Origin of the sequence: Pseudomonas sp. KB_12, assembly GCF_052114545.1 — a bacterium.
Classification (GTDB): Bacteria; Pseudomonadota; Gammaproteobacteria; order Pseudomonadales; family Pseudomonadaceae; genus Aquipseudomonas; species Aquipseudomonas brassicacearum.
This window is the reverse complement of sequence record NZ_JBFREY010000034.1, coordinates 56,314-79,762: the sequence shown is the minus strand read 5'-3', so window position 1 is coordinate 79,762 and position 23,449 is coordinate 56,314. Positions and strand designations below refer to the sequence as shown.

Here is a 23,449-nt window from a genome sequence, read left to right as displayed (position 1 = left end):
CGTGGTGTTCAACGCCTACACCAACGCGACGCTGACGGCATTGTTCCTGTTCGTGGTCTTCAGCATTTTGTTCTACGCGCTCAAGGTCGGCATCGCCGCCTGGGGCACCAAGGAACGCACGGACAAGGAAGCGCCATTCCAGGCCTTGCCGGACGCTTGATAGGGGATTGCAACGATGTTCAATGACTTGAGTCGCCTCGGTAAATACCTCGGTCAGGCCGCCCGCCTGATGGTCGGCATGCCCGACTACGACAACTACGTCGAGCACATGCAAACCAAGCACCCGGACAAACCGTTGATGGACTACGAGGCGTTCTTTCGCGAACGCCAGGAGGCCCGTTACGGCGGCAAGGGTGGGCCCAAGTGCTGTTGAACTGAGGTCGATCCCCTTGTGGGAGCGAGCTTGCTCGCGATAGCGGAGTATCAGTCACGATGATGGCGACTGACCCGACGCCATCGCGAGCAAGCTCGCTCCCACAGTTGTTTTGGGGGGCTCAGAACTTCCATACCCCACAGTTGTTTTGGGTGGGGCTCAGGACTTCCATACCCCACAGTTGTTTTGGGTGGGGCTCAGAACTTCCATACCCCACAGTTGTTTTGGGTGGGGCTCAGGACTTCCATACCCCACAGTTGTTTTTGGGTGGGGCTCTCAGGACTTCCATACCCCACAGATCCCTTGTGGGAGCGAGCTTGCTCGCGATAGCGGAGTGTCAGTCACGATGATGGCGACTGACCCGACGCCTTCGCGAGCAAGCTCGCTCCCACATTTTTTTTGGGGTGTTCTCAGGATTGTTTACGCCACAAATTCCCTGTGGCGAGGGAGCTTGCTCCCGCTGGCCTGCGAAGCAGGCCCCCGGCTGTTCGTCAGGCCGACCGTATCAGCCGGTTTTGCGACTGCTGCGCAGCTGAGCGGGAGCAAGCTCCCTCGCCACAGGGTAGTTGTCTGGCTTGGTTCCGGTGTTGATCACTCCGCCAACAACACCGCCGCATCGAAGCCCACTCGCAAATTGCCCCAATGACGGCCGCCGAAGAAGAACGGTACGTCGATCTCGGTCATGATTTCCCCGGTATCGCGCAGGTAGGTCTGGAGCAGGAAACGCTGGACGTTGCCCGCCGCGCGCAGGCCGATCGGGTCGTTGAAGATTCGCTTGTTGCGGCACACCGGCAAATCCACCGCCCGGTCGCCGGTCGGCGGCTTGGAGACCCAGCTGTTGTTCACCGGGCAATAGCCCTTGCTGTCGACAATGAACGAAACCTTGCCACCCGGCGTGCTGCGGGTGAGTTTGTCGCATTCTTCCTGGCAGACCTGGGCAAAGCGTTCGGTATAGCTGGCCATGTACTGCTTGGGATCGGTGCCGGGAATCAGTTGGTAATTCTGATCGAACAGGTTCTGACCTTCGCGTTGCAGCGCCTCCAGGCGGACCTGGAGCGTGTCGCGGCACTCGCTGGCGCGGGTGATGGCGGCATCCAGCTTGCCGTGGCCGAGCACGAAACGACCCAACAGCGCCTGGACCTTTTCGGCCACGCCGGACAGGTCGCGGGTGGCCGTTGCCGAATGCTGCATGCGCTGGTCGATCAACTGGCTGTCGGCGTGGATCTGGGTGACCCGGTCGTTGATCCCCGTGTTGCTGTCGGCGAACTGCTGGATATGGGTCGCGATGTCCGCCAGCTTGCCGTTGGTGGATTCGAAATCGACGATCATGCTTTCAAAATGACCGGAGGCACGCTCCACCACTTTCTGGGTTTCCCGGGCGCTGTGGCTGATCTGGGTGGTCTGTTCGTGGGTGGAGCTGACTTCATCGAGCATGGCGTCGATGTTGCGTGAGATGTCATCGGTGGCCCGGCTGACGTTTTGTGCCAGGGTCCGCACTTCATCGGCGACCACCGCGAAGCCCCGGCCGCTTTCGCCGGCCCGGGCGGCTTCGATGGCGGCATTGAGCGCCAGCAGGTTGGTCTGGGCAGAGATCTGCTGGATCAACCCGACAATCGACTTGATGCTTGAGGAACGCTGGTTCAAGGCGCTCACCAGTGTGGCAAATTCACCGAGGCTGCTGGAGATTTCGCTGATGTTGCCAGTCACTTCCAGCAGCTCGGCATAGGAGTCGCGGGCCATGCTCAGGTTCTGGGCGGTGGTGCTGGAGATGCCCTGGGTCTGGCGCGAGACTTCTTCGATGCGGCCCACGGCGGTGTTGCTCTGGTCCATGACTTCCTTGGCGAAGCGGGCCTGGTGGGTGGCACTGTCGCTGGAATCGCTGATGTTCTTCAACGAGCGGGCCGATTCGACGGCGATGTGCACGGTCAGTGCCTGGACGTTGCTGATGATCTCCCGCTGCTTGGCCAGGAAACGGTTGCAAGTGCCGGCCAGCACGCGGATCTCGTCGTGGGTCACCAGCGGCAGGTCCTTGGACAGGTCACCTTCGCCGTTGGCGATCTCTTCCAGGGCCTTGGTCATGGCGGTGACGGGGCGCACGATGAGGTGACGGAAATACCAGACCATGAAGCTGATCATGCACAGCGTCAGGAACGCGCCGAAGAGCAGGGCATGGGTGAGGCTGTCGAGCCGACCTTCGATCTGCCCCAGCAAGGCGCCGTCCAACTGCGCGTTGCGCAGCTGCAGCAGGATCTCGGCACGGGCGTTGAGGGCCACCCAGTACAGCAAGCCACTGACCAGCACCAACAGGAAAAGGCTCGACAGTTTTTTGGTGAGGGTATCGAAAAACTGCATCTCGATAGACTCGTACAAGGCCTTTAACGTCTGCATGCCGCTGCTCCTGGGCAAAAAAATCTCTCAATGGAATACATTCGACCGCGCGCGCCAAAGCTTTAGGGCAGTTGGGCGATTTGATATCACTGTTCGCGAAATCTGTGGGAGCGAGCCTGCTCGCGATAGCGGTGGGTCTGTTGCATTGGTGTTGAATGTACCGCTGCTATCGCGCGCAAGCTCGCTCCCACAGGGGTTCGGGGGGATCATCATTTGATACAAAAGATTTACTGGGAATCATTCTCAAAGTATATTTGCTCTCATTAACGTCCCTTCTATGAGTGCGCGTCTTGAAACGTTCCACCTCCCTCGCTAATCGCAACGCCTTTATCAAGTGTGTGTTGCCAACGCTGTCCTGCTGCTTTATTGCCAGCCCATTGTGGGCGCAGGACACTCTCGAACTGCCGGCCACGGACATCCAGGGCAGTCGCGTCACTCAGGACGAGGGCTATACGACGTCGCAAGCCAGCACGGCGAGCAAGAGCGATGTGCCGATCAAGGAAGAAGCGCAATCGATCAACGTGGTGACCCAGCAGACCCTGGCCGACTATCAGGTGCGCTCGCTGAGCGACGCGATGAAGTTCGTCAGCGGGGTTAGCCAGGGCAACACCCTGGGCGGCTCGCGAGACTCGCTGGTCAAGCGCGGGTTTGGCACCAACGACGACGGCTCGATCCTGCGCGACGGCGTGCGTTCGAACCTGGGGCACAACTTCAGTGCTACCACCGAGCGGGTCGAAGTGCTCAAGGGCCCGGCCTCGATGCTGTACGGCGCGCTGGAGCCTGGCGGCCTGGTCAACGTCATCAGCAAGAAACCGGAGTACACGCAAACCGCCACGTTGAGCGGCTCGGCCTACAGCGAAGGCGGCGGCACCATGGCCCTGGACACCACTGGGCCGCTGGGGGACACCGGGTTGGCTTATCGCTTGATTGCCGAGCGTGGTCATGAGGACTACTGGCGCAACTATGGGGTCAATGAGAGCACGCTGGTGGCGCCGTCCCTGGCCTGGACGGGGGAGCGGGCTTCGTTGAATCTCAGCTATGAGTACAACGAATATTCCAATCCGTTTGATCGGGGGACGGTGTTCACTGATGGTCATCCAGCAGACATTGACTACAACAAGCGCCTGGATGAGCCGTGGGCCAAGAGCGTGGGGATTCGTGAGACGGCCACCGCTCGGTTCGAGTATGAATTGAGTGAAGCGTGGAAAACTCGTGTGACCTACGGGTGGAACAACGACCGGTACAGTCTTTCGATTGCGCAGCCGCGGCTGTCAAACGGAGTTTTCCAGCGTGCCGCCAACGGCGCGCATTATGACGATGAAACCCGCTACGCCAGTTGGGATTTCATGGGCAAGCAGGAACTGTTCGGCCAGCGTCATGACCTGTTAATCGGCGTCGACAATCAGGTGTCCGATCAATTCCGTGGCAAAACCTATCGCGGCGCTTATCAACCAGGCTTTGACCCTGCGGCACCGGTGTATGGTGGCCTGGGGGAGCCGAGCAGGGTGGATGCGCCGCAAAGCAACTTGAGCAACAAACTGACCTCCAGCTCGGTGTATCTGAAGGACAACTGGCACCTTGATGATCGCTGGATCCTGGTCTTCGGGGGGCGCTACCAGCATTACGATCAATACGCTAACCAAGGCATGATCAAGCGGGTCAATGTTCGCGACGACAATGGCGACGCCTTCGTTCCGTTCCTGGGACTGGTCTATAAAGCCACCGAGACCCTGTCGTTGTATGGCAACTACAGCCGGTCGTTCAAGCCTAATGATGTGGTCGACAAGAATAGTCGTACCTTCCAACCAGAGGAGGGCCGCAGCTACGAAATCGGCGCCAAGTACGATCCGCTGCCGGGATTGAACATCAACCTCGCTTTGTTCGACATCGTCAAAAAGAACGTAGTCACCACCGTTGACGAAGTCTCGGAAGCCGCCGGCAAAGTCGGCTCCCAAGGCCTGGAACTCGACATCACCGGCCGCCTAGCCGACCGCTGGGACCTGATCGGCACCTACGCCTACACCCACACGGAAATCCTCGACGATCCGGATGACGAAGGCCATCGCTTAGCCAACGCCCCAAAACACACCGCCAGCCTGTACCTGAGCCACCATCTGAACGTGCCAGCCGAATTCGGTGCCTGGCACGCCGGTGCCGGCGCCCGCTACGTCGGCGAACGCGCCGCCAACAACGCCAACGATTTCTGGCTCAGCAGCTACACGGTCGCCGACGCCTTCCTGCGCTGGGAGTCGCCGGTGCTGGGGCACAAAACCTCGCTGCAACTGAACGTCGACAACCTGTTCGACAAGCAGTACTACCCGTCTTCCACGGGGAGCGAATTGCAGGTCAACGTCGGCGAGCCGCGTACCGCCAGGCTGAGCGCCAGCGTGACGTTCTGATTCGGCTGCGCTGAAACACAAAATGCCCGGGACCTGCGTTCCGGGCATTTTTGTATGGCAGTCAAAGGCTAAGCCGTCGTGCTGCCAACGGAAACCTGCGTGGCGTCGTACTTAACGCCCGCCCTGAGGGCATGACGAAGCTTCAGCGCCGGTCGCTCGACCCAGTAGTACGAAATACCACTCAAGGCGAACGACAGCACCAGCACTGCCGTGATGATCAGGATGCTGTACTCCACCGGCCAGAATGCCCGCAACACGTACATCACCACAAAATGGTTGAGGAACACGCCGTAGCTGATATTTCCCAGGAACTCATCCAGCCGGTGATGCTTCAACCTGCTGAGCAGAAAAACCGCCGGCAGGCCCAGGGCAATGCCCAGGGTCACCTCGGCGTTGAACGGCCGACGCGGAATGATCCCCACGACAATGGCGAGAAACATCAATGCTGCAACGAATCCGGTAACGAACGCGATCCACAGCCCCCTGGCCTGGGCCCGATACAGGTAGCTGCCGCAGAGGAAAATGAACAGCACACCCGGCAGCAGGCGGTAGCCATAGATGTCGGTGTTGAGGTAACCCAGCGAGGCGACCATGAACACCGTTACGGACAGCGCAAAGGCGATACCTCGTGTCCTGTAGAGGATCAGGAGCGGGATCAACAGGTAAAAGCACATTTCCAGGCCCAGGGACCAAGCGGGTGGCAGGATCTCGGGCACGGTGATGCCAAACATGTAGAAGCCCAGCGGCACGATCGGCAGGCTGGTGGCGATGTTTTCGAGTGTCAGCGCGGCTGCCTGGGGTGTTCCCGGCAGAAGGAAATGGATCACCGCGCAGGACAGGACGAAGTACACCAGAAACTGTGGGTACAACCTTAGCAATCGATCCATGTAGAACAGGCCGATTTGTCCTGGGGTGTTGTAGGTCCTCTCGATCAACGAGGTCATCACGAAGCCGCTGATGATCAAAAAGGACACCACGGCAACGACGCCGGGGTTAATACCCATGAACGTCACGCCCATATGAGAAACCGCTACCAGCATGGCCAGCAGCAACCGATAAACCCCCACGCGCATCATCCTTAATCAGAGTTGATCCGTTTGCGCGGTACGGTATGTGGCTTTGCGAGCCGTTAATAGCGGTTTGCGGAGCGATGGCGGGGCAGTGGGGGCAATTGTCACATTTGACACACATGTTTCAGTTGGAGGGCCATCGCGAGCAAGCTCGCTCCCACAGGGGACGATGGCGTATACAAAATCTGCGTACGCCGCAGGACCCTTGTGGGAGCGAGCTTGCTCGCGATGGCGATGTCACTGATCACCGAAACACCGGCACCACCTGCTGGATAAACAGCTCCAGGGATTTTTTCTTTTCGGCATGGGGCAAGCTGTTGTCGCACCAGAAGCTGAACTCATCCACCCCCAGTTCCTGGTAATACTTGATCCGCTCAATGATTTCCTGCGGAGTGCCGATCATGGTGTTCTTGCGGATGTTCTCCAGTTGGAACTCCGGGCGCTCGGCGAACTTTTCTTCCGGGGTTGGCGCGAGGAAGCCGTTGACCGGCACTTGTTTGTTGCCGAACCAGGCATCGAAGGTGCGATAGAACTTCGAGATCGCCTGGGCGCCGACCTTCCAGCCTTCGGGATCATCCACCGCATGCACATGGGTGTGGCGCAAGACCATCAATTGCGGGCGCGGTACGTCGGGGTTGTTGTCCAGGGCGGCCTGGAACTTGTTCTTCAGGTCCAGGACTTCCTCATCGCCCTTCATCAACGGCGTGACCATCACGTTGCAGCCGTTGGCGACGGCGAAGTTGTGGGAGTCCGGGTCGCGGGCGGCGATCCACATCGGCGGGTGAGGTTTGCGGATTGGCTTGGGCACGCAGGTGGAAGTGGGGAATTTCCAGATCTCGCCGTCATGGGCGTAGTCGCCTTGCCACAGGGCGCGCACCACCGGGACCATTTCCCGCAGGGCCTGGCCGCCGGAGGAAGCCGGCATGCCGCCGGCCATGCGGTCGAACTCCACCTGATAGGCGCCCCGGGCCAGGCCGACTTCCATGCGGCCATTGCTGATCACGTCGAGCAGCGCGCATTCGCCGGCCACCCGCAGCGGGTGCCAGAACGGCGCGATGATGGTGCCGGCACCCAGGTGGATGGTGGTGGTCTTGCCGGCCAGGTACGCCAGCAGCGGCATCGGGCTTGGCGAGATGGTGTATTCCATGGCGTGGTGTTCGCCGATCCACACGGTGCTGAAGCCGCCGGCCTCGGCCAACAGGGTCAGCTCGCTCAGGTCTTCGAACAACTGGCGATGGCTGACGCTTTCGTCCCAGCGCTCCATGTGTACGAACAGGGAAAATTTCATGGCGCTTTCTCTTTATTGTTGACGATCGGTTCAGGCGAGGACGGGCAGGGCGCCCATCTTGCCGTGGCAATAAACCAGCGGCCCTGGTGTGTGCTGCGGGACGATCAGGTTCTTTACGGCGCCGACCATGATGGCGTGGTCGCCGCCTTCGTATTCGCGCCACAGTTCGCACTCGATGATGGCGGTGGCGTTGCTCAGCAGTGGGTTACCCAACTCGCTCAAGGTCCATTCGATGCCCTGGGCCTTGTCCTTGCCTTTGCGGGCGAAGGCGTAGGCTTCATTCTGCTGGCCGCCGGAGAGCAGGTGGATGGCGAAGCGCTTGTTCTTGATCAGTACCGGATAGGAGTCGGAGCTGTAGTTGGGGCAGAACAGCACCAGCGCCGGCTCCATCGACAATGAGCTGAAGGCGCTGGCGGTGAGGCCGACGATCTGGCCGTCGTCATCGAGGGTGGTGATCACGGTCACGCCGGACGGGAACGAGCCCATGACTTGCTTGTAGACGCTGGCATCGATCATCGGACGATCCTCGGGCTTTATCGGTTGTGAACGCGCAATGTTCATCAGTGGGCACCCGCGGCCTTGTTCAGGTCGCTCTCGGCCCATTGGGTGTAGACGCAGGCGTCGGCCGTGGCCCAGCGCACACGCACCGAGTCGCCGGCCTTGAGAGGCATGCCGGCGGCGGACAGCGCCTTGACGGTCATGGCCGTGCCGCCGGACGTCACTACGCTGCAGGTCTGGCTTTCACCCAGGAACAGCACTTCGACGACCTTGGCCGAGACTTCATTCCAGCCGGCCGCCAAGGGTTCCTGGGCGGCTTGCTCGACGCTCAGGGCGAGGGCTTTTTCCGGACGCACCATCAGCAGCACGTCCTGGTCCGTTTGCAGGCCGGCGGTCAGGCGAATCGACAGTGACTGGCCTTCGAAGGTCGCCACCGCGTTGCCCTGGGCCTTGAGCTTGAGGAAGTTGGAATTGCCCAGGAACGAGGCCACGAAGGCGTTCGGCGGGTTCTGGTAGAGGTCATAGCCGCTGCCCAGGCCGACGATCTTGCCGTGGCTGAAAATGGCGATGCGCTGGGACAGGCGCATGGCTTCTTCCTGGTCATGGGTGACGTAGACGATGGTGATGCCCAGGCGTCGATGCAATTGACGCAGTTCATCCTGCAAGTCTTCCCGGAGCTTTTTGTCCAGGGCCCCGAGCGGTTCGTCCATCAGCAGGATGCGTGGCTCATAGACCAGCGCCCGGGCAATCGCCACACGCTGCTGCTGGCCGCCGGACAGTTGCGAAGGGCGGCGATGGGCGAACTCTCCCAGTTGCACCAGTTTGAGCATGGCGTCGACCCGGCGTTCGCGCTCGGCGCTGGCCAGTCTGCGAATCGCCAGGGGAAAGGCAATGTTGTCGCGCACCGACAGATGAGGGAACAACGAGTAGCGCTGGAATACCATGCCGATGTCGCGTTTGTGCGGCGGTACGTTGACCAGGGATTTGCCGCCCACCAGGATCTCGCCGCTGCTGGGGGTTTCAAAGCCGGCCAGCATCGACAGCGTGGTGCTTTTGCCCGAGCCGCTGGAGCCGAGGAAGGTCAGGAATTCGCCGTCCTGGATCTCCAGGGAAATGTCGTCCACGGCGGCAAAGTCGCCATAGTGCTTGTTCAGGTTGCGCAGGCTGACCAGGGTCTTGTTGTTCTGTTGTGCGGGGTCTTTGACGGCACTCATCGTGTTCTCCTAGGCGCTCAGGCGCTGATTTCATTGCGCCGGCGCAGGGCGGCGGCGATCACCATCACCAAGACCGAGAGGCCGATCAGCAGCGTCGAAGCGACGGCGATCACAGGCGTCAGGTCCTGGCGCAGGGTGGTCCACATCTTGACGGGCAAGGTTTGCAGGGTCGGGCTGGCCATCATCACGCTCAGCACCACCTCGTCCCACGACACCAGGAACGCGAACAGGGCACCGGCGACCATGCCCGGGCGAATGGCCGGGAAGGTCACCTTGAACACCGCTTGCAGGCGTGAGGCGCCGCAGATCACCGCTGCGTCCTCGATGGACTGGTCGAACAGCTTGAGTGAGTTGATGATCGAGATGATGGTGAACGGCAGCGCGACGATGACGTGGCTGACCACGAAGGCGAACATCGTCCCGGTGTAGCCCAGCTTGAGGAACAGCGCATACACAGCCACGGCGATGATCACCAAGGGCACGATCATCGGCAGGGTGAACAGGCCATAGAGCATTTCCCGGCCCGGGAAACGTCCACGCACCAGGGCAAACGCGGTTGGCAGGCCCAGCGCCACGGCGCAGGCAGTGGTCAGTACCGCGACCTTGAGGCTGGTCAGTGCCGCGTTCATCCAGTCGGGGTTGGAAAAGAACTGGCCGTACCATTTGAGCGTCCAGCCCGGTGGCGGGAAGACCAGCCATTGGGATGAACCGAACGACAGCAGTACGATGAACACGATCGGCAGCAGCAGGAACAGCGCGATCAGGCCGGTGGTGAAATACAGGCCGAACCGCATGCGCCGGCTCATGGCATTGGGAGTCAGGAGCATGACGGCTTACCTCGCGTTGCTGGCACCCACCGGGGATTCCGGCTGGAGCTTCAGGTAGAAGTAGAACAACACCAGGGTGATCGCCACCAACAAGGCGGCACCGGCGCTGGCCAGGCCCCAGTTGAGGAACGACTGCACCTGCTGGATGATGAATTCAGGCAACATCATGTTCTGCGCGCCGCCCAGCAGTGCCGGGGTCACGTAGTAACCGAGGGACATCACGAACACCATCAGCCCACCGGAGAACAGCCCCGGCCGGCACAGCGGCAGGAACACCCGGAAGAAGTTGGTCCAGGGGCTGGCGCCGCAAATCGAACCGGCCTGCAGGATCATCGGGTCGATGGCCTGCATGGTCGCCTGCAACGGCAGGACGATGAACGGAATCATGATGTAGCTCATGCCGATCACCACGCCGGTGAGGTTGTGCACCATCTCCAGCGGCTGGTCGATGATGCCCAGCGCCATCAACGCCTTGTTCACCACCCCGGAGGCCTGCAGCAGCACCAGCCAGGAGTAGGTGCGGGCCAACAGGCTGGTCCACATCGACAGCAGTACGATGTTCAGCATCCAGCGCCCCCAGCCACGGGGCACCAGGGTGATGGCCCAGGCCAGGGGGAAACCCAACAGCAGGCTGAACAGCGTCACCAGCCCGGCCACCGAAAAGGTGTTGAACAACACCCGGGCGTAGGCTGAGTTGGCGAACAGTTGCTCGTAGTTGCCCAACCCGGGCACGGGCTCCAGCACACCGCGCAGCAGCAGGCCGATCAGCGGCGCCAGGAAGAACAGACCGAGGAACAGCAGGGCGGGGAGCAGGTTGCCGGCCCCACGCCAGCGCTGTGCCAGCGACGGGGTTTGCGTCGCCGCCTTGGCCTGTACCGCACCGGCAGCGCCAATGGCGCTCCCAGTGCGAGGGGTTGTCGTTGCCGACATTTTCATTTGACCAGCCATTCGTTCCACCGTGTCGCGATGTCCTGACCGTTCTTGGCCCAGTACGCGAAATCAAGCGTGATCTGATCCTTGGCGTAGGCGGTCGGCAGGTTGGGGGCGAGCACCGAATCCAGGCGTGCAACGCTGTCGACGTTGACCGGCGCATAGGCGGTCAGGTTGGAAAAATCGGCCTGGCCCTTGGCGCTGCTGGCGTTGGCCAGGAATTTCATGGCCGCGGCCTTGTTTTTCGAGCCCTTTGGAATGACCAGGATGTCGGCCATGACCAGGTTCTGCTTCCAGCTTACGCCGACGGGGGCGCCGTCCTGTTGCAAGGCATAGATGCGACCGTTCCAGAATTGCCCGATGCTGGCTTCGCCGGAGGCGAGCAGTTGCTGGGACTGAGCGCCGCCGCCCCACCAGACGATGTCTTTCTTGATGGTGTCGAGTTTCTTGAAGGCACGGTCCAGATCCAGCGGGTAGAGCTTGTCTGCTGCTACGCCGTCGGCCAGCAGGGCCAACTCAAGCACGCCGGGACTAGGCCATTTGTACAGGGCGCGTTTACCGGGATAGGTCTTGGTGTCGAACAGTGCGGTCCAGTCCTGGGGCTTGCCGGAACCGAGCTTGCCTTCGTTGTAGCCGAGGACGAACGAGAAGTAGAACGAGCCGACGCCATGGTCGGAGACGAAGCGCGGGTCGATCTTGTCGCGCTGCACCACCGAGAAGTCGAGGGGTTCGAGCAGGCCTTCGGCGGCGGCGCGCAAGGCGAAGTCCGCCTCGACGTCAACCACGTCCCACTGCACGTTGCCACTTTCGACCATGGCCTTGAGCTTGCCGTAGTCGGTGGGGCCATCCTGGACCACGGTGATGCCGCTGGCCTTGCTGAACGGGTCGGCCCAGGCCTGCTTCTGCGCGTCCTGGGTGCTGCCGCCCCAACTGACGAAGTTGACGCTTTCAGCGGCCATCGTCGCCTGGCTGGTGACACTCAGCAGGCCGGCAAAAAGAATTGCGGCTGCACTTTTCTTCAACACCATTTTCACGCCCTCATTGTTGTGTTTATTGAGCGGGCTTTTGTTCGCCCACTTATCGGGAGCATTGGTTCAACTGGCCTTGCGGGCGACCGTGCCTACGGTGGGCTGGAGCGTTCGGTCTATGGAATATCATATTATGGTATTCCAAACTTTCTGCAAGCGTTTTACCGTACCGGCTATCTGTCCGGGGGCAGATTTTCCCTGTCATTGCTGGGTCGAACCCTGTGGGAACGAGCTTGCTCGCGATGGCGGTGTGTCAGTCAACATTCATGTCGGCTGATCCTTGGCTATCGCGAGCAAGCTCGCTCCCACAGGTTTTTCTGTTATCCGGTGAAGGGAATGCTCTCCACTACTTCCAAGTCATACCCCGTCAACCCCGCGTACTTGAGCGGTGGGCCCAGGTGGCGCAATTTGCCGACGCCCAGGTCCTGCAGAATCTGCGCCCCGGTGCCCACTTCAGAATAGATGCGCGATTGCGACCGGCTGAATTGTCGTGGCGGTTGGGTCAGTTGTGGCACACGCTCAAGCAGCGCCTGGGAGGACTCGTGGTTGGCCAGCACGACCACCACGCCGCGACCTTCTTCGGCCACCCGTTGCAGGGCCGCCCACAGCGTCCAATTGGAAGGGCCGTGGTATTCGGCACCGACCAGGTCCCGCAGCGGGTCAATCACATGCACCCGCACCAGCGTCGGCTCATCCCGGCGAATCTCACCCATCACCATCGCCATGTGCACGCCGCCTTCGATGCGGTCTTCGAAGGTGAACAAGCGGAAGGTGCCATGCACTGTAGGCAGTTCCCGTTCACCAATGCGCGCCACGGTGTGCTCGGTGCTCAAGCGGTAGTGGATCAGGTCGGCGATGGTGCCGATCTTGATCCCGTGCTTGCGGGCGAAAATCTCCAGGTCCGGCCGGCGGGCCATGGTGCCGTCATCGTTCATCACTTCGACGATCACCGACGCCGGCGTGAAGCCCGCCAGGCGCGCCAGGTCGCAACCGGCTTCGGTGTGCCCGGCGCGGGTCAATACACCGCCTTCCTTGGCCCGCAACGGGAAGATATGCCCCGGCTGCACGATGTCGCTGGGCCCCGCATCAGCGGCCACGGCGGCGGCAACAGTGCGTGCCCGGTCGGCGGCGGAAATACCGGTGGTCACGCCGGTGGCGGCCTCGATGGACACGGTGAACGCGGTACTGAACACACTGCCGTTACTCGGCACCATTTGCTCAAGGCCCAGGCGCTGGCAGTGTTCGTCGGTCAGGGTCAGGCAAATCAACCCGCGCGCTTCGCGGGCCATGAAGCTGATGGCCTGGGCGTTGCAACAGTCGGCGGCCAGCAGCAGGTCGCCTTCGTTTTCCCGATCTTCGTCATCCACCAGCAACACCATCTTGCCCAGGCGGTAGTCTTCGATGATTTCCTGAATGCTGTTAAAGGCCATGTCGGGCTCTCTTTGTTCTGATGGGGCTTGCTGGAATGGTACTGTGGTATACCATAATACAAAACAAACCAAGAGGTCACTATGAAGGCGTACTGGATTGCTCATGTGGATGTCACCGACCCCGATCAATACAGCCAATACACCCAACGGGCGCCGGCGGCGTTTGCCTTGTATGGCGGTCGGATGTTGGCCCGGGGTGGGCGTAGCGAAGCGATGGAGGGCAGGGCCACGCCGCAGCGCAGCGTGGTGATCGAGTTCGACTCCTACGAACAGGCGCTGGCCTGCTATCACTCGGCGCAGTATCAGGAGGCCAAGCGCCATCGCGAAGGCGTGGCCTTTGCCGAGGTGATCATTGTCGAGGGTGTGATTCCACTGTAGGAGCTGTCGAGTGCAACGAGGCTGCGATCTTGTCCCAGACAGTTGAGTCTCAAGCGAAAGACCAAGATCAAGATCAAGATCAAGATCAAAAGATCGCAGGCTTCGCCAGCTCCTACAGGGGCGTCAGCGGATGAAGTGAATCTTGCCGCTGTCGTCGTTGCCCATGTAGATGCCATAGACCCCGGCCTGGCGTTCCTCGATATAACGTTCGAGGATCTGCCGGATGGCCGGGTAGTAGATGCTGTCCCAGGGAATGTCTTCGGGGGCGAAGAACTGGCAGGCGAGGGTTTCCGGGCCGAACTGGCCGGTGATCTCCAGCGCGATGGCGCGGAAGATGATGTACACCTCGCTGATCTTCGGCACGCTGAAGATCGAGTAGGGCGAAACGATTTCAGCGCGTACGCCGGTTTCTTCCCAGACCTCGCGCAGCGCGGCCTGTTCGGTGGTCTCACCGCCTTCCATGAAACCGGCCGGCAGTGTCCAGGTGCCCGGGCGCGGCGGGATGGCGCGCTGGCACAGCAGGTATTTGCCGTCCTGCTCGATGATGCAGCCGGCAATGATCTTCGGGTTGACGTAGTGGATGTAGCCGCAACCGCCACACATCAGTCGCTCATGGGTATCGCCCGTTGGCAGGCGATGACTCAAGTCATTGCCGCCGCACTTTGGACAAAAGCTCGGGCTGAACATGGTTAGCGACCTATGCGCGGTTCTTTGAGGGCGATGGGCGGGATGATCTCGGGGATTTCACCGGTCTCTTCCTGTTTGCGCTTGAGGTATTCCAGGGCGACCTTGGCGGCGGCGCGCACGTGGTCGACGCAGGCCTGGTGGGCCGCCAGGGGATCGCCGCTCTTGATCGCCTCGACCATGCGTTCCATTTCCTGGTTGCTGTCGCCGCGACGGTTTTCCTGGGACACCGAGGTCGCCCGCAAATAGCTGATGCGTGCCTGCAACTGGCGCAGCTGGGTGGCGGCGACATGGTTGCCGGAGCCTTCGAGCAACACGTCGTAGAAGCCTTGCACCGAATCGATGACCTGTTGCAGTTCGCCCTCCTTGAGGGCCTTGCGGTTTTCCGCGAGGGCTTTTTCCAGGGCCTTGATGTCCTTGGCCTTGGCCCGCAGGGTGAACAACTGGACGATCAGGCCTTCAAGCACGCAACGCAGCTCATAGATGTCCACGGCGTCGGCCAAAGTAATAATGGCGACCCGTGGCCCCTTGGCATCGGCAAACTCCACCAGGCCTTCGGATTCCAGGTGGCGCAGCGCTTCGCGTACCGACGTGCGGCTCACACCCAGGCGATCGCACAGATCGCGTTCGACCAGGCGATCACCCGGCAGAAGCTGGAAGTTCATGATGGCGCTTCGCAGTTTATCCAGCACGATTTCGCGCAGGGTAACGGGGTTGCGATTGACCTTGAAGCTGTCGTCGAGTGGCAGGCGTTTCATGGGGTCCGCTCTGTAATATGGCTGTCCATGCCAAACGGGCAACATCCGTGCACGTTCAGATCAAACAGCCGAGGGTTGACTGGAGGCCTCGGCATCGGCTTCGGCGAAGGCTTCGCGGGCAAGCCGGAAACTGTCCACGGCAGCGGGAACACCGCAATAGATACCGACTTGAAGCAGGATTTCGCGTATTTGCTCACGACTCAGGCCGTTACGCAAGGCGCCGCGCACATGCAGCTTGAGTTCGTGCGGGCGATTGAGCGCCGAGATCATTGCCAGGTTGATCATGCTGCGCTCCTTGAGCGACAAGCCCTCGCGACCCCAGACATGGCCCCAGCAATACTCGGTGACCATTTCCTGTAATGGCCGGGTGAAATCGTCGGCGTTCTCGATGGAGCGGTTGACGTAGTCCTGGCCCAGCACCTGGGTGCGGATCTTCAGGCCTTGTTCGTACTTGTCGTTGCTCATGCGGACTCCCTGAAAAGTAATGAACCTGTGGGAGCGAGCTTGCTCGCGATAGCGGTGTGTCAGGTACATCAATGTCGACTGTTCCACCGCTATCGCGAGCAAGCTCGCTCCCACAGGGGAGGCGTGTACGGTGATCAGGCCAGGGTGGGCAGCGGGCCCAGCTTGCCTTTGTGGTAGATCATCGGCGTTACCGGCTGTTCAGGCAGGATCAGGTTCTTCACTGCGCCGACGATGATCGCGTGGTCGCCGCCATCGTATTCGCGCCACAGCTCGCATTCGATGATCGCCGTGGCTTTGCTCAGCAATGGATTGCCCAGGTCGCTCAGGTGCCAATCGATGCCCTTGGCCTTGTCCTTGCCTTTACCGGCAAAGGCATAGGCTTCGGCGGTCTGGTCGGCGGACAGCAGGTGGATCGCGAACTGCTTGCTGTCGCGCAGCACCGGGTAGGTGTCGGAGGCGTAGTTGGGACAGAACAGCACCAGCGCCGGGTCGATCGACAGCGCGCTGAAGGCACTGGCGGTGATGCCGACGATATTGCCGTCCGGGTCCAGGGTGGTGACCACCGTGACGCCGGACGGGAAGGAGCTCATGACTTCTTTGTAGATGCCGGGTTCGATCATTTCTCTGGACTCCTAGCGCATCACGAACGGATCAGGCATAGGCGCCTGGGACAGGTTGATCCACACCGTTTTCAGTTCGGTATAGGCCAGCACCGAATCGATGCCGCTTTCGCGTCCATAGCCACTGTTCTTGAAACCACCGATGGGCGCCATGGCCGACACGGCTCGGTAGGTGTTGACCCAGATGATGCCCGAGCGCACATCTCGGGCCAGGCGATGGGCACGGCCCAGGTCGCGGGTCCAGATGCCGGCGGCGAGGCCGAATTGCGAGTCGTTGGCGATCGCCAGGGCTTCGGCTTCGTCCTTGAAACGAATCACCGAGGCCACCGGGCCGAAGACTTCTTCCTGCATGATCTTCATCGAGTTGCGGTCGCATTCGAACAGCGTCGGCTCATAAAACCAGCCATCCCCCAGATTCTCTGGACGCTTGCCGCCAGTGCGCAGGCGCGCCCCTTCGGCGATGGCATCGGCCACCAGGCCTTCGACCACGGCCAGTTGCTGCGCGGTGGCCATGGGGCCCATTTCGCTGGCGTCTTCCTGCGGGTTGCCGATGCGGATGCGCTGGGCCCGTTCGACCAGGCGCGAGACGAACTCATCGTAGATTTCGTCCTGTACCAGCAGGCGTGAGCCGGACACGCAGCTCTGGCCGGATGCCGCATAGATCCCGGCAATTGCGCCGTTGATCGCGCTGTCGAGGTCGGCGTCGGCAAAGATAATGTTCGGCGACTTGCCGCCCAGTTCCAGTGACAGCTTGGCGAAGTTCTCGGCGCTGCTGCGCACCACATGGCGAGCCGTGGCCGCGCCGCCGGTGAAAGCGATCTTGCGCACCAGCGGATGGCGGGTGAGGGCGGCGCCGGTGCTCGGGCCGTAACCGGTGACGACGTTGACCACGCCCGGCGGGATACCGGCTTCCAGCGCCAGGCGAGCCAGCTCGAGAATGGTGGCCGAAGCGTGCTCGGACGGCTTGATCACGATGGTGTTACCGGCCGCCAGTGCTGGGGCGAGCTTGATCGCGGTCAGGTACAGCGGGCTGTTCCAGGGAATGATCGCCGCGACCACGCCCATGGCTTCGTGCACGGTGTAGGCAAACAGGTCGGGCTTGTCCAGCGGCAGGGTGCCGCCTTCGAGCTTGTCGGCCAGGCCTGCGGTGTAATGAAAGAACTCCGGCAGGTAGCCGACCTGGCCGCGGGTTTCACGGATCAGCTTGCCGTTGTCGCGGCTTTCCAACTGGGCCAGTTGTTCTTTGTTCTCGGCGATCAGGTCACCGAGGCGACGCAGTAGCTTGCCGCGTGCGGTGGCGGTCAGGCCGCGCCAGGCCGGGCTGTCGAAAGCGCTCTGTGCAGCCTGGACGGCGCGATCTACATCGGCTTCGTCGGCGTCGGGCAACTCGGCCCAGGGTTGGGCCAGGGCCGGGTTCAGGCTTTCGAAGGTCTTGCCGGACAAGGCATCGACCCATTCACCGCCGATGCACATCGAAAAACGTGCGAGTGTCATGCAACGATCCCCTTTATTTGGTTTTGTCGGGCGTTTGCTGTGTCGAGAAATTCCAGCAACAGCTGGTTGACCAGGCGCGGCGACTCTACCGGCATCATATGCCGCTGTTCGGCGAGCACGGCAACCGTGGCGCCGGGAATTCGCTCGGCCAGTTGCCGGGCCATTTCCGGTGTCGAGCCGGGGTCCAGTTCGCCAGTGGCGATCAGCGTCGGCACCTGGATGTTGCCCAGGTCATCGGCGCGGTACATGTCCTGGGTGGCGAACAGTTCATAGGTGGTCAGGTAACCCTGGGGATCATTCTGCGCCAGGGTCTGGCGCAGTGCGGCAATTTGCGCCGGGTTGGCCGCCTGGTATTCACGGCTGAACCAGCGCGACAACGCGGCCTCGGCATTGGCGTCCGGCCCATGCTCGGCGGCCTGGGCCGTGCGGGCGATGACCCCGGCGCGCTGTTCGGCGCTGCGGTTGAACACACTGTTGAGCACCACCAGGCCTTGCAGGCGTTGCGGGTAATGCAAGGCAAACGCACGGGCTACCAGCCCACCCATGGAAAAGCCGATCACCGTCGCCTGGGGCAGTTGCAAATGGTCGAGCAACTCCAGCAACTGGTCGGCGTAGCCCAGCAGCGCGGTACCGCTTTGCGGACGCGGGCTGGCGCCATGGCCGAGCATGTCGTAGGCAATCACACGGTATTGCGTGGCCAGGCCAACGACCTGGCCACCCCACATTTCTTTGTTTAGGCCCACGCCATGGATCAAGACCACGGGTTGGCCTTGGCCGGTTGCCAGGTAGCTGGTGCCGGCCGGGGTGAGTTCAGCGGTGAGCCGAATCATGGAGCGCTCCTGCATGCCTTTTTTATTGTGGTTACCGAGCCTGGATTACTGCGCATTCTCGGCGGCCAGTTCTTCCAGATCGATGTAGCGGTTGCCGATGCGCGGGTGCAGGCGGCCGCCATCGGCGCAGCCCAGCACCACGACGATTTCGTCGGCACGCGGGGCGTCTTCAATTTGCATTTCCAGGGTGATGTAGTGCGAACGCAGGCCTTCGTCGTCCTTGTGCATCATCGGGATCTGAATCGAGGTGCCAGGGCCGCCGCGCTTGTTGGTGAAGCTCAGGTAGCTCTTGGCCTTGACCGCTTCGCGGTAATGGTTGCCGAAGCGCAGGGTGTGGATCACGGCGGAGGCGTGCTCGATTTCGCCGTCGGCACCGACTACCGCAGCCTTGCCGTAGGCTTCAATCTTCTCGGCGCCGCCGATGATGCCCACCAGACGCTCGACCATCAGCGCGCCGAGGTCGGAGCAGTTGGCGCGGATTTCCGGCTTCAGGTCTTCGACGAAACCGCGACCCAGCCAAGGGTTTTTCATCACCACCGCCAAACCGACCATGGTCACCGGTTTGTCGGTGGTCTTGCCGCCTTCGATAAAGGTTTCTTCGACATAGCTGACGATCTTGCGAATTTCGAAACTCATGAGCTGCTCCCTGGGTGGGTGAATAGGTCTTTGCGTATGATGGTATACCATAATACTGTCGGTGCAAGTGCTGCTGTTGGATTTGTTCGAAGGGAGGCGACGGAAGGCTGGGCTACCCATGTCAGGTAGATAGAGGGCTTGAAGCTGAACAGGACTTTGTGGCGAGGGAGCTTGCTCCCGCTGGTCTGTAGGAGCTGTCGAGCGAAGCGAGGCTGCGATCTTTTCCCAGACACTTGAATCCCGAGCGAAAGATCAAAAGATCGCAGGCTTCGCCAGCTCCTACAGAGCCCAGCGGGAGCAAGTTCCCTTGCCACGGAGTATTCATTCCTTCGAAGTTCGGCGCGTCAGCTATCGTTGGGTCAAGGCCTGCGTTTTAGCGGTGGGTATAAATTTCCCCTTTTCAGGGCATTCGACGCTGGCTTCCCGCCTGGCTGCACCGATTCGACTCGTTCATGGCCTCGACGCCGGAAATGGCAATAAACGTTTCAGCCTCCAAACAGATTTTCGTCGCAAAATCGAAAATAAATTTCGCTTTTTTGTCGTTATGCGACAGTTTTTCCAGCATTGTCTCGATGCACCGCACTTAGGCACAGCCCTTGCTACGACTCCAGGACGAAAGTGCCAGCGAGGGGGTATTCGATACGTAGATAAACAGGGGGGGGCGCACGTCATCCGGACGCAAAGGCCTGATCAGAGACCCATTGCCTAACGAGGTACTCAGAGAACCAGGGCTCATAAAAAAGGCAAGGCCGTACTGAGTGGAATGACGACGTAATAAGAAATGCCGTGTACGACACGGCTGGGAGTTGGCTATGCCCCACGCTTTTTTTAATGAAATGTATGACGCCAAGGGTGACTGCCGCCCGCATTACCAAGCCTTCTCGCGCTGGCTGGCGGACACACCGCTTGAGCTGCTGGAGCAACGCCGCCGCGAAGCCGACCTGCTGTTCCATCGAGCCGGTATCACTTTCACCCTCTACGGGGATGAGCAGGGCACAGAGCGGTTGATTCCTTTCGACATCATCCCGCGCAGCATCAAGGCCAGCGAATGGCAGATGGTCGAGCGTGGCTGCATTCAGCGGGTCCTGGCCCTGAACATGTTCCTGGCCGACATCTACCATGGGCAACACATCCTCAAGGAAGGCATCATTCCTCCCGAACAGGTGCTCGCCAACGAGGGTTATCAGATTGCGATGCAGGGCCTGAACCTGCACCGGGGCATTTACGCCCATATCGCCGGTGTCGACCTGGTTCGCGACGGTGACGGCAGCTACTACGTACTGGAGGACAACCTGCGTACCCCCAGCGGCGTGAGCTACATGCTCGAAGACCGCAAGATGATGATGCGCCTGTTCCCCGAGCTCTTCGCCGCCCAGCGCGTGGCCCCCATCGATCATTACCCGAACCTGCTGCTCGACACCCTCAAGAGCTCAAGCCCCCTCGAGAACCCCACCGCCGTGGTGTTGACCCCGGGGCGCTTCAACAGTGCCTATTTCGAGCACGCGTTCCTGGCCCGTGAAATGGGCGTGGAGTTGGTGGAGGGCGCTGACCTGTTCGTGCGTGACGACCATGTGTACATGCGCACCACCGCCGGCCCCCGGCAGGTGGACGTGATTTATCGTCGCCTTGACGATGCCTACCTCGACCCGCTGTCGTTCAACCCCGATTCGATGCTCGGCGTGCCCGGGCTGATCGCCGTGTATCGCGCGGGCAATGTGGTGCTGGCGAACGCGGTCGGCACCGGCGTGGCCGATGACAAATCGATCTATCCCTACGTCGACGAGATGATCCGCTTCTACCTCACCGAAGAACCGATCCTGAAGAACGTGCCCACCTGGCAGTGTCGCAAGCCCCAGGACCTGTCCCATGTGCTGGCCAACCTGCCGGATCTGGTGGTCAAGGAAACCCAGGGTTCCGGCGGCTACGGCATGCTGGTCGGGCCAGCGGCCACTGCCGCGGAAATCGAAGATTTCCGCGCACGCCTCAAGGCCCGTCCCGAAGCCTACATCGCCCAGCCAACCTTGAGCCTGTCCACGTGCCCGACCTTTGTCGAGAGCGGCATCGCGCCGCGCCACATCGACCTGCGTCCGTTCGTGCTGTCGGGCAAGGAAACGCGCCTGGTGCCCGGCGGGCTGACCCGCGTGGCGCTGCGCGAAGGCTCGCTGGTGGTGAACTCGTCCCAGGGCGGTGGCACCAAAGACACTTGGGTAGTGGAGGACTAAGACATGCTTTCAAGAACTGCTTCGGACCTCTATTGGATGTCCCGCTACCTGGAGCGCGCCGAGAACCTGGCGCGCATGCTCGAAGTCAGCTATTCGCTGTCGCTGATGCCCCAGGCCGGGCGCAGCGATGGCCATGCCGAGCTGGCGATGTCGCTGCTGGCGGCCGGTACGCTGGACGACTACAACGCCCGTTATGACGCGCTCAACACCGAGCGCATGCTGCATTTCTTCGCGCTGGATGAAACCAACCCCGGCAGTATCTACAGCTGCCTGCGGGCCGCGCGGACCAATGCCCATGCCGTGCGCGGGCGCATCACTGCCGACATGTGGGAGAACATCAACGCCACCTGGCTGGAAATGCGCAACATCGCCAGCAATGGCCTGGGGCGCTACGGCATCAGCCATTTCTGCGAATGGGTCAAAGAGCGCTCGCACCTGTTCCGTGGCGCGACGTCGGGCACCATCATGCGCAACGATGCCTACTGCTTCATTCGCCTGGGGACCTTTATCGAACGGGCCGACAACACGCTGCGCCTGCTGGACGCCCGCTATGAAATGTTCGGCGAGGAATCGGAGGAGGTCAGCGACAACTCGGCCCGCGGCTACTACCAGTGGAGTGCCTTGTTGCGCGCGTTGTCTTCGTTCGAGGCGTTCAACGAGATCTACCGCAATGCGCCCAATGCCGAGCAGGTTTCCGAGATGTTGCTGTTGCGCGCTGACGTCCCGCGCTCGCTGCATGCCTGCATCGAAGAGCTGGACCACATTCTCGCCAGCTTGCCGGGCAACAACGGCCGGCCAGCGCAACGCCTGGCCGCCGAACTGAATGCACGCCTGCGTTATTCGGGGATCGATGAGATCCTGGCGTCGGGCCTGCATCAATGGTTGACCGACTTGATTGGGCAGATCCGCCACTTGGGCCAGACCGTCCATGAGTCTTACCTGGAGGTCGTATGAAACTGTCCATACGCCACGACACGACCTACAGCTACGCCGATGAAGTCTGCACCAGCATCCAGTTCCTGCGCCTGACGCCCCGGGACACTCAGCGCCAGCGCATCCTGGAATGGCACCTGGAACTGCCGCGACTGGTACGCAGCCAGCTTGATCCCTATGGCAACATCCTGCATGTGATGACCATGGACGAGCCCCACGGTGCCTTGGTACTGACGGCTTATGGCGAGGTGGAAATCCATCAGTCCATCGCAATGGAGCCGGACAACCAGTCGCCGCTGCCTTTTCTGCGCACCAGTCGCCTGACCCAGGCGGATGAAACTCTCAGTGCCTTCGCCGTCGAGCAATGTGCCGGCCGGCGCGATCGCTCGGCCTTGACCGATTTGATGAACGGTTTGGCGGCGCGGATGCCCTACAGCCCCGGCACGACGGCGGTCAACAGCACGGCCGCCGAGGCGTTTGCCGGTGGGACGGGAGTTTGCCAGGACCATACCCACGCGTTCCTGGCCTGCGCCCGCAGCCTGGGTATTCCTGCACGCTATGTTTCCGGTTATTTGTGCACCGAAGATGAAAGCCACCTGGCGAGCCACGCCTGGGCGGAAGCCTGGCTGGATGATGGCTGGTACAGCTTCGACGTGACCAACCGCCTGACCCTTCCAGACCGCCACCTGAAACTGGCGGTCGGCCTGGACTACCTCGACGCCTGCCCGGTACGCGGCATGCGCCGGGGTGGCGGAGCGGAGCAGATGCAGGCAAGGGTGCAGGTCAGCTCGATGGTGCAGGTGCAACACCAATAGAGGCGGGCTTTATCGCCAACACTCGATCCCACATGGAATGGGTGGCGGACACCCGAGCCCCCTGTGGGAGCGAGCCTGCTCGCGATACCGGCGTATTCGTCAACACGGATGCCAAAACCACCGCTCCCACAGGTTCCCCATAGCGCCTGGCGCGGCTTATAGTGATCGG

23 protein-coding genes are annotated in these 23,449 nt (G+C 61.2%); 7 read left to right on the top strand and 16 right to left on the bottom strand.

Features of this window, described 5'->3' with window-relative positions; all coding sequences use genetic code 11:
• Positions 1 to 160 (top strand): hypothetical protein (locus AB4Z20_RS23195; RefSeq protein WP_442090666.1); only part of this gene is annotated, 160 nt, incomplete at its 5' end.
• A gap of 15 nt (positions 161 to 175) precedes the next feature.
• Positions 176 to 373, top strand: a complete 198-nt coding sequence (locus tag AB4Z20_RS23190) for a YbdD/YjiX family protein (RefSeq protein ID WP_003201656.1) — start codon at positions 176 to 178, stop codon at positions 371 to 373.
• A gap of 591 nt (positions 374 to 964) precedes the next feature.
• Here the strand turns inward: AB4Z20_RS23190 and AB4Z20_RS23185 are convergent.
• Complete coding sequence (locus AB4Z20_RS23185) at positions 965 to 2,761, bottom strand: methyl-accepting chemotaxis protein (protein WP_258691160.1); 1,797 nt, start codon at positions 2,759 to 2,761, stop codon at positions 965 to 967.
• A gap of 290 nt (positions 2,762 to 3,051) precedes the next feature.
• On the opposite strand from AB4Z20_RS23185, the gene AB4Z20_RS23180 reads away from it, so the two are divergent.
• Entirely contained in the window at positions 3,052 to 5,160 is a 2,109-nt protein-coding gene (locus AB4Z20_RS23180; protein WP_258691161.1) for a TonB-dependent siderophore receptor, read from the top strand.
• Between the two features lie 68 nt (positions 5,161 to 5,228).
• Here the strand turns inward: AB4Z20_RS23180 and AB4Z20_RS23175 are convergent, their stop codons facing one another.
• The 8 genes from AB4Z20_RS23175 to ribBA form a co-directional block, all read right to left on the bottom strand.
• Positions 5,229 to 6,236: an acyltransferase family protein gene (locus AB4Z20_RS23175; RefSeq protein WP_258691162.1), complete on the bottom strand. Its 1,008-nt coding sequence runs from the start codon at positions 6,234 to 6,236 to the stop codon at positions 5,229 to 5,231.
• Positions 6,237 to 6,474: 238 nt separating this feature from the next.
• Complete coding sequence (locus tag AB4Z20_RS23170; RefSeq protein ID WP_320390480.1) at positions 6,475 to 7,518, bottom strand: LLM class flavin-dependent oxidoreductase; 1,044 nt, start codon at positions 7,516 to 7,518, stop codon at positions 6,475 to 6,477.
• Between the two features lie 30 nt (positions 7,519 to 7,548).
• Positions 7,549 to 8,034, bottom strand: a complete 486-nt coding sequence (locus tag AB4Z20_RS23165) for a flavin reductase family protein (protein ID WP_013693314.1) — start codon at positions 8,032 to 8,034, stop codon at positions 7,549 to 7,551.
• Positions 8,035 to 8,078: 44 nt separating this feature from the next.
• A complete protein-coding gene (locus AB4Z20_RS23160) occupies positions 8,079 to 9,230 on the bottom strand; it encodes an ABC transporter ATP-binding protein (RefSeq protein ID WP_442090665.1) in 1,152 nt (383 codons plus the stop codon).
• 17 nt (positions 9,231 to 9,247) lie between these two features.
• A complete protein-coding gene (locus tag AB4Z20_RS23155; protein ID WP_253474596.1) occupies positions 9,248 to 10,057 on the bottom strand; it encodes an ABC transporter permease in 810 nt (269 codons plus the stop codon).
• Positions 10,058 to 10,063: 6 nt separating this feature from the next.
• Positions 10,064 to 10,993, bottom strand: a complete 930-nt coding sequence (locus AB4Z20_RS23150; RefSeq protein WP_253474599.1) for an ABC transporter permease — start codon at positions 10,991 to 10,993, stop codon at positions 10,064 to 10,066.
• Complete coding sequence (locus tag AB4Z20_RS23145) at positions 10,990 to 12,015, bottom strand: ABC transporter substrate-binding protein (protein WP_258691163.1); 1,026 nt, start codon at positions 12,013 to 12,015, stop codon at positions 10,990 to 10,992. Before AB4Z20_RS23145 ends, AB4Z20_RS23150 begins: the two co-directional genes overlap by 4 nt.
• 320 nt (positions 12,016 to 12,335) lie before the next feature.
• Positions 12,336 to 13,445 carry a bifunctional 3,4-dihydroxy-2-butanone-4-phosphate synthase/GTP cyclohydrolase II gene (gene ribBA, locus AB4Z20_RS23140; RefSeq protein WP_214512856.1) on the bottom strand — a complete coding sequence of 370 codons (1,110 nt, stop codon included), beginning with the start codon at positions 13,443 to 13,445 and terminating at the stop codon, positions 12,336 to 12,338.
• 81 nt (positions 13,446 to 13,526) lie between these two features.
• On the opposite strand from ribBA, the gene AB4Z20_RS23135 reads away from it, so the two are divergent.
• Positions 13,527 to 13,823 (top strand): DUF1330 domain-containing protein, encoded by a 297-nt coding sequence (locus AB4Z20_RS23135; protein WP_442090664.1) that lies wholly within the window; start codon positions 13,527 to 13,529, stop codon positions 13,821 to 13,823.
• 123 nt (positions 13,824 to 13,946) lie between these two features.
• Here the strand turns inward: AB4Z20_RS23135 and AB4Z20_RS23130 are convergent, their stop codons facing one another.
• The 7 genes from AB4Z20_RS23130 to AB4Z20_RS23100 form a co-directional block, all read right to left on the bottom strand.
• Positions 13,947 to 14,510, bottom strand: coding sequence for an NUDIX hydrolase (locus tag AB4Z20_RS23130; RefSeq protein WP_253474610.1), 564 nt, complete (start codon positions 14,508 to 14,510; stop codon positions 13,947 to 13,949).
• A 2-nt stretch (positions 14,511 to 14,512) separates the two neighbouring features.
• Positions 14,513 to 15,265, bottom strand: coding sequence for a GntR family transcriptional regulator (locus AB4Z20_RS23125; RefSeq protein WP_103309674.1), 753 nt, complete (start codon positions 15,263 to 15,265; stop codon positions 14,513 to 14,515).
• Positions 15,266 to 15,325: 60 nt separating this feature from the next.
• On the bottom strand, positions 15,326 to 15,730 hold the full coding sequence (locus tag AB4Z20_RS23120; protein ID WP_003201685.1) for a carboxymuconolactone decarboxylase family protein: 405 nt from the start codon (positions 15,728 to 15,730) through the stop codon (positions 15,326 to 15,328).
• 134 nt (positions 15,731 to 15,864) lie between these two features.
• Complete coding sequence (locus AB4Z20_RS23115) at positions 15,865 to 16,350, bottom strand: flavin reductase family protein (RefSeq protein ID WP_253474613.1); 486 nt, start codon at positions 16,348 to 16,350, stop codon at positions 15,865 to 15,867.
• Between the two features lie 12 nt (positions 16,351 to 16,362).
• Entirely contained in the window at positions 16,363 to 17,844 is a 1,482-nt protein-coding gene (locus tag AB4Z20_RS23110; protein WP_258691165.1) for an aldehyde dehydrogenase, read from the bottom strand.
• On the bottom strand, positions 17,841 to 18,674 hold the full coding sequence (locus tag AB4Z20_RS23105; RefSeq protein ID WP_003201690.1) for an alpha/beta fold hydrolase: 834 nt from the start codon (positions 18,672 to 18,674) through the stop codon (positions 17,841 to 17,843). Before AB4Z20_RS23105 ends, AB4Z20_RS23110 begins: the two co-directional genes overlap by 4 nt.
• Positions 18,675 to 18,719: 45 nt before the next feature.
• Positions 18,720 to 19,310 (bottom strand): amino acid synthesis family protein, encoded by a 591-nt coding sequence (locus AB4Z20_RS23100; protein WP_253474619.1) that lies wholly within the window; start codon positions 19,308 to 19,310, stop codon positions 18,720 to 18,722.
• An 812-nt stretch (positions 19,311 to 20,122) separates the two neighbouring features.
• Here AB4Z20_RS23100 and AB4Z20_RS23095 point away from each other — a divergent pair.
• From AB4Z20_RS23095 to AB4Z20_RS23085, 3 genes are read left to right on the top strand one after another with little or no spacing between them, the layout of a single operon-like run.
• Positions 20,123 to 21,532, top strand: coding sequence for a circularly permuted type 2 ATP-grasp protein (locus AB4Z20_RS23095; RefSeq protein WP_442090663.1), 1,410 nt, complete (start codon positions 20,123 to 20,125; stop codon positions 21,530 to 21,532).
• Positions 21,533 to 21,535: 3 nt separating this feature from the next.
• Positions 21,536 to 22,486 (top strand): alpha-E domain-containing protein, encoded by a 951-nt coding sequence (locus AB4Z20_RS23090; RefSeq protein WP_003201699.1) that lies wholly within the window; start codon positions 21,536 to 21,538, stop codon positions 22,484 to 22,486.
• Positions 22,483 to 23,280 carry a transglutaminase family protein gene (locus AB4Z20_RS23085; protein ID WP_014338095.1) on the top strand — a complete coding sequence of 266 codons (798 nt, stop codon included), beginning with the start codon at positions 22,483 to 22,485 and terminating at the stop codon, positions 23,278 to 23,280. Before AB4Z20_RS23090 ends, AB4Z20_RS23085 begins: the two co-directional genes overlap by 4 nt.
• Positions 23,281 to 23,449: the final 169 nt, after the last annotated feature.

What these genes read in the sequence shown, in the direction of transcription:
- AB4Z20_RS23135 (WP_442090664.1), top strand. Translation starts at nt 13,527, where the DNA reads ATGAAGGCGTACTGGATTGCTCATGTGGATGTCACCGACCCCGATCAA.
- AB4Z20_RS23105 (WP_003201690.1), bottom strand. Translation starts at nt 18,674, where the DNA reads ATGATTCGGCTCACCGCTGAACTCACCCCGGCCGGCACCAGCTACCTG.
- ribBA (WP_214512856.1), bottom strand. Translation starts at nt 13,445, where the DNA reads ATGGCCTTTAACAGCATTCAGGAAATCATCGAAGACTACCGCCTGGGC.
- AB4Z20_RS23155 (WP_253474596.1), bottom strand. Translation starts at nt 10,057, where the DNA reads ATGCTCCTGACTCCCAATGCCATGAGCCGGCGCATGCGGTTCGGCCTG.
- AB4Z20_RS23100 (WP_253474619.1), bottom strand. Translation starts at nt 19,310, where the DNA reads ATGAGTTTCGAAATTCGCAAGATCGTCAGCTATGTCGAAGAAACCTTT.
- AB4Z20_RS23170 (WP_320390480.1), bottom strand. Translation starts at nt 7,518, where the DNA reads ATGAAATTTTCCCTGTTCGTACACATGGAGCGCTGGGACGAAAGCGTC.
- AB4Z20_RS23130 (WP_253474610.1), bottom strand. Translation starts at nt 14,510, where the DNA reads ATGTTCAGCCCGAGCTTTTGTCCAAAGTGCGGCGGCAATGACTTGAGT.
- AB4Z20_RS23165 (WP_013693314.1), bottom strand. Translation starts at nt 8,034, where the DNA reads ATGATCGATGCCAGCGTCTACAAGCAAGTCATGGGCTCGTTCCCGTCC.
- AB4Z20_RS23120 (WP_003201685.1), bottom strand. Translation starts at nt 15,730, where the DNA reads ATGAGCAACGACAAGTACGAACAAGGCCTGAAGATCCGCACCCAGGTG.
- AB4Z20_RS23160 (WP_442090665.1), bottom strand. Translation starts at nt 9,230, where the DNA reads ATGAGTGCCGTCAAAGACCCCGCACAACAGAACAACAAGACCCTGGTC.
- AB4Z20_RS23175 (WP_258691162.1), bottom strand. Translation starts at nt 6,236, where the DNA reads ATGATGCGCGTGGGGGTTTATCGGTTGCTGCTGGCCATGCTGGTAGCG.
- AB4Z20_RS23150 (WP_253474599.1), bottom strand. Translation starts at nt 10,993, where the DNA reads ATGAAAATGTCGGCAACGACAACCCCTCGCACTGGGAGCGCCATTGGC.
- AB4Z20_RS23095 (WP_442090663.1), top strand. Translation starts at nt 20,123, where the DNA reads ATGCCCCACGCTTTTTTTAATGAAATGTATGACGCCAAGGGTGACTGC.
- AB4Z20_RS23085 (WP_014338095.1), top strand. Translation starts at nt 22,483, where the DNA reads ATGAAACTGTCCATACGCCACGACACGACCTACAGCTACGCCGATGAA.
- AB4Z20_RS23115 (WP_253474613.1), bottom strand. Translation starts at nt 16,350, where the DNA reads ATGATCGAACCCGGCATCTACAAAGAAGTCATGAGCTCCTTCCCGTCC.
- AB4Z20_RS23090 (WP_003201699.1), top strand. Translation starts at nt 21,536, where the DNA reads ATGCTTTCAAGAACTGCTTCGGACCTCTATTGGATGTCCCGCTACCTG.
- AB4Z20_RS23145 (WP_258691163.1), bottom strand. Translation starts at nt 12,015, where the DNA reads ATGGTGTTGAAGAAAAGTGCAGCCGCAATTCTTTTTGCCGGCCTGCTG.
- AB4Z20_RS23185 (WP_258691160.1), bottom strand. Translation starts at nt 2,761, where the DNA reads ATGCAGACGTTAAAGGCCTTGTACGAGTCTATCGAGATGCAGTTTTTC.
- AB4Z20_RS23110 (WP_258691165.1), bottom strand. Translation starts at nt 17,844, where the DNA reads ATGACACTCGCACGTTTTTCGATGTGCATCGGCGGTGAATGGGTCGAT.
- AB4Z20_RS23125 (WP_103309674.1), bottom strand. Translation starts at nt 15,265, where the DNA reads ATGAAACGCCTGCCACTCGACGACAGCTTCAAGGTCAATCGCAACCCC.
- AB4Z20_RS23190 (WP_003201656.1), top strand. Translation starts at nt 176, where the DNA reads ATGTTCAATGACTTGAGTCGCCTCGGTAAATACCTCGGTCAGGCCGCC.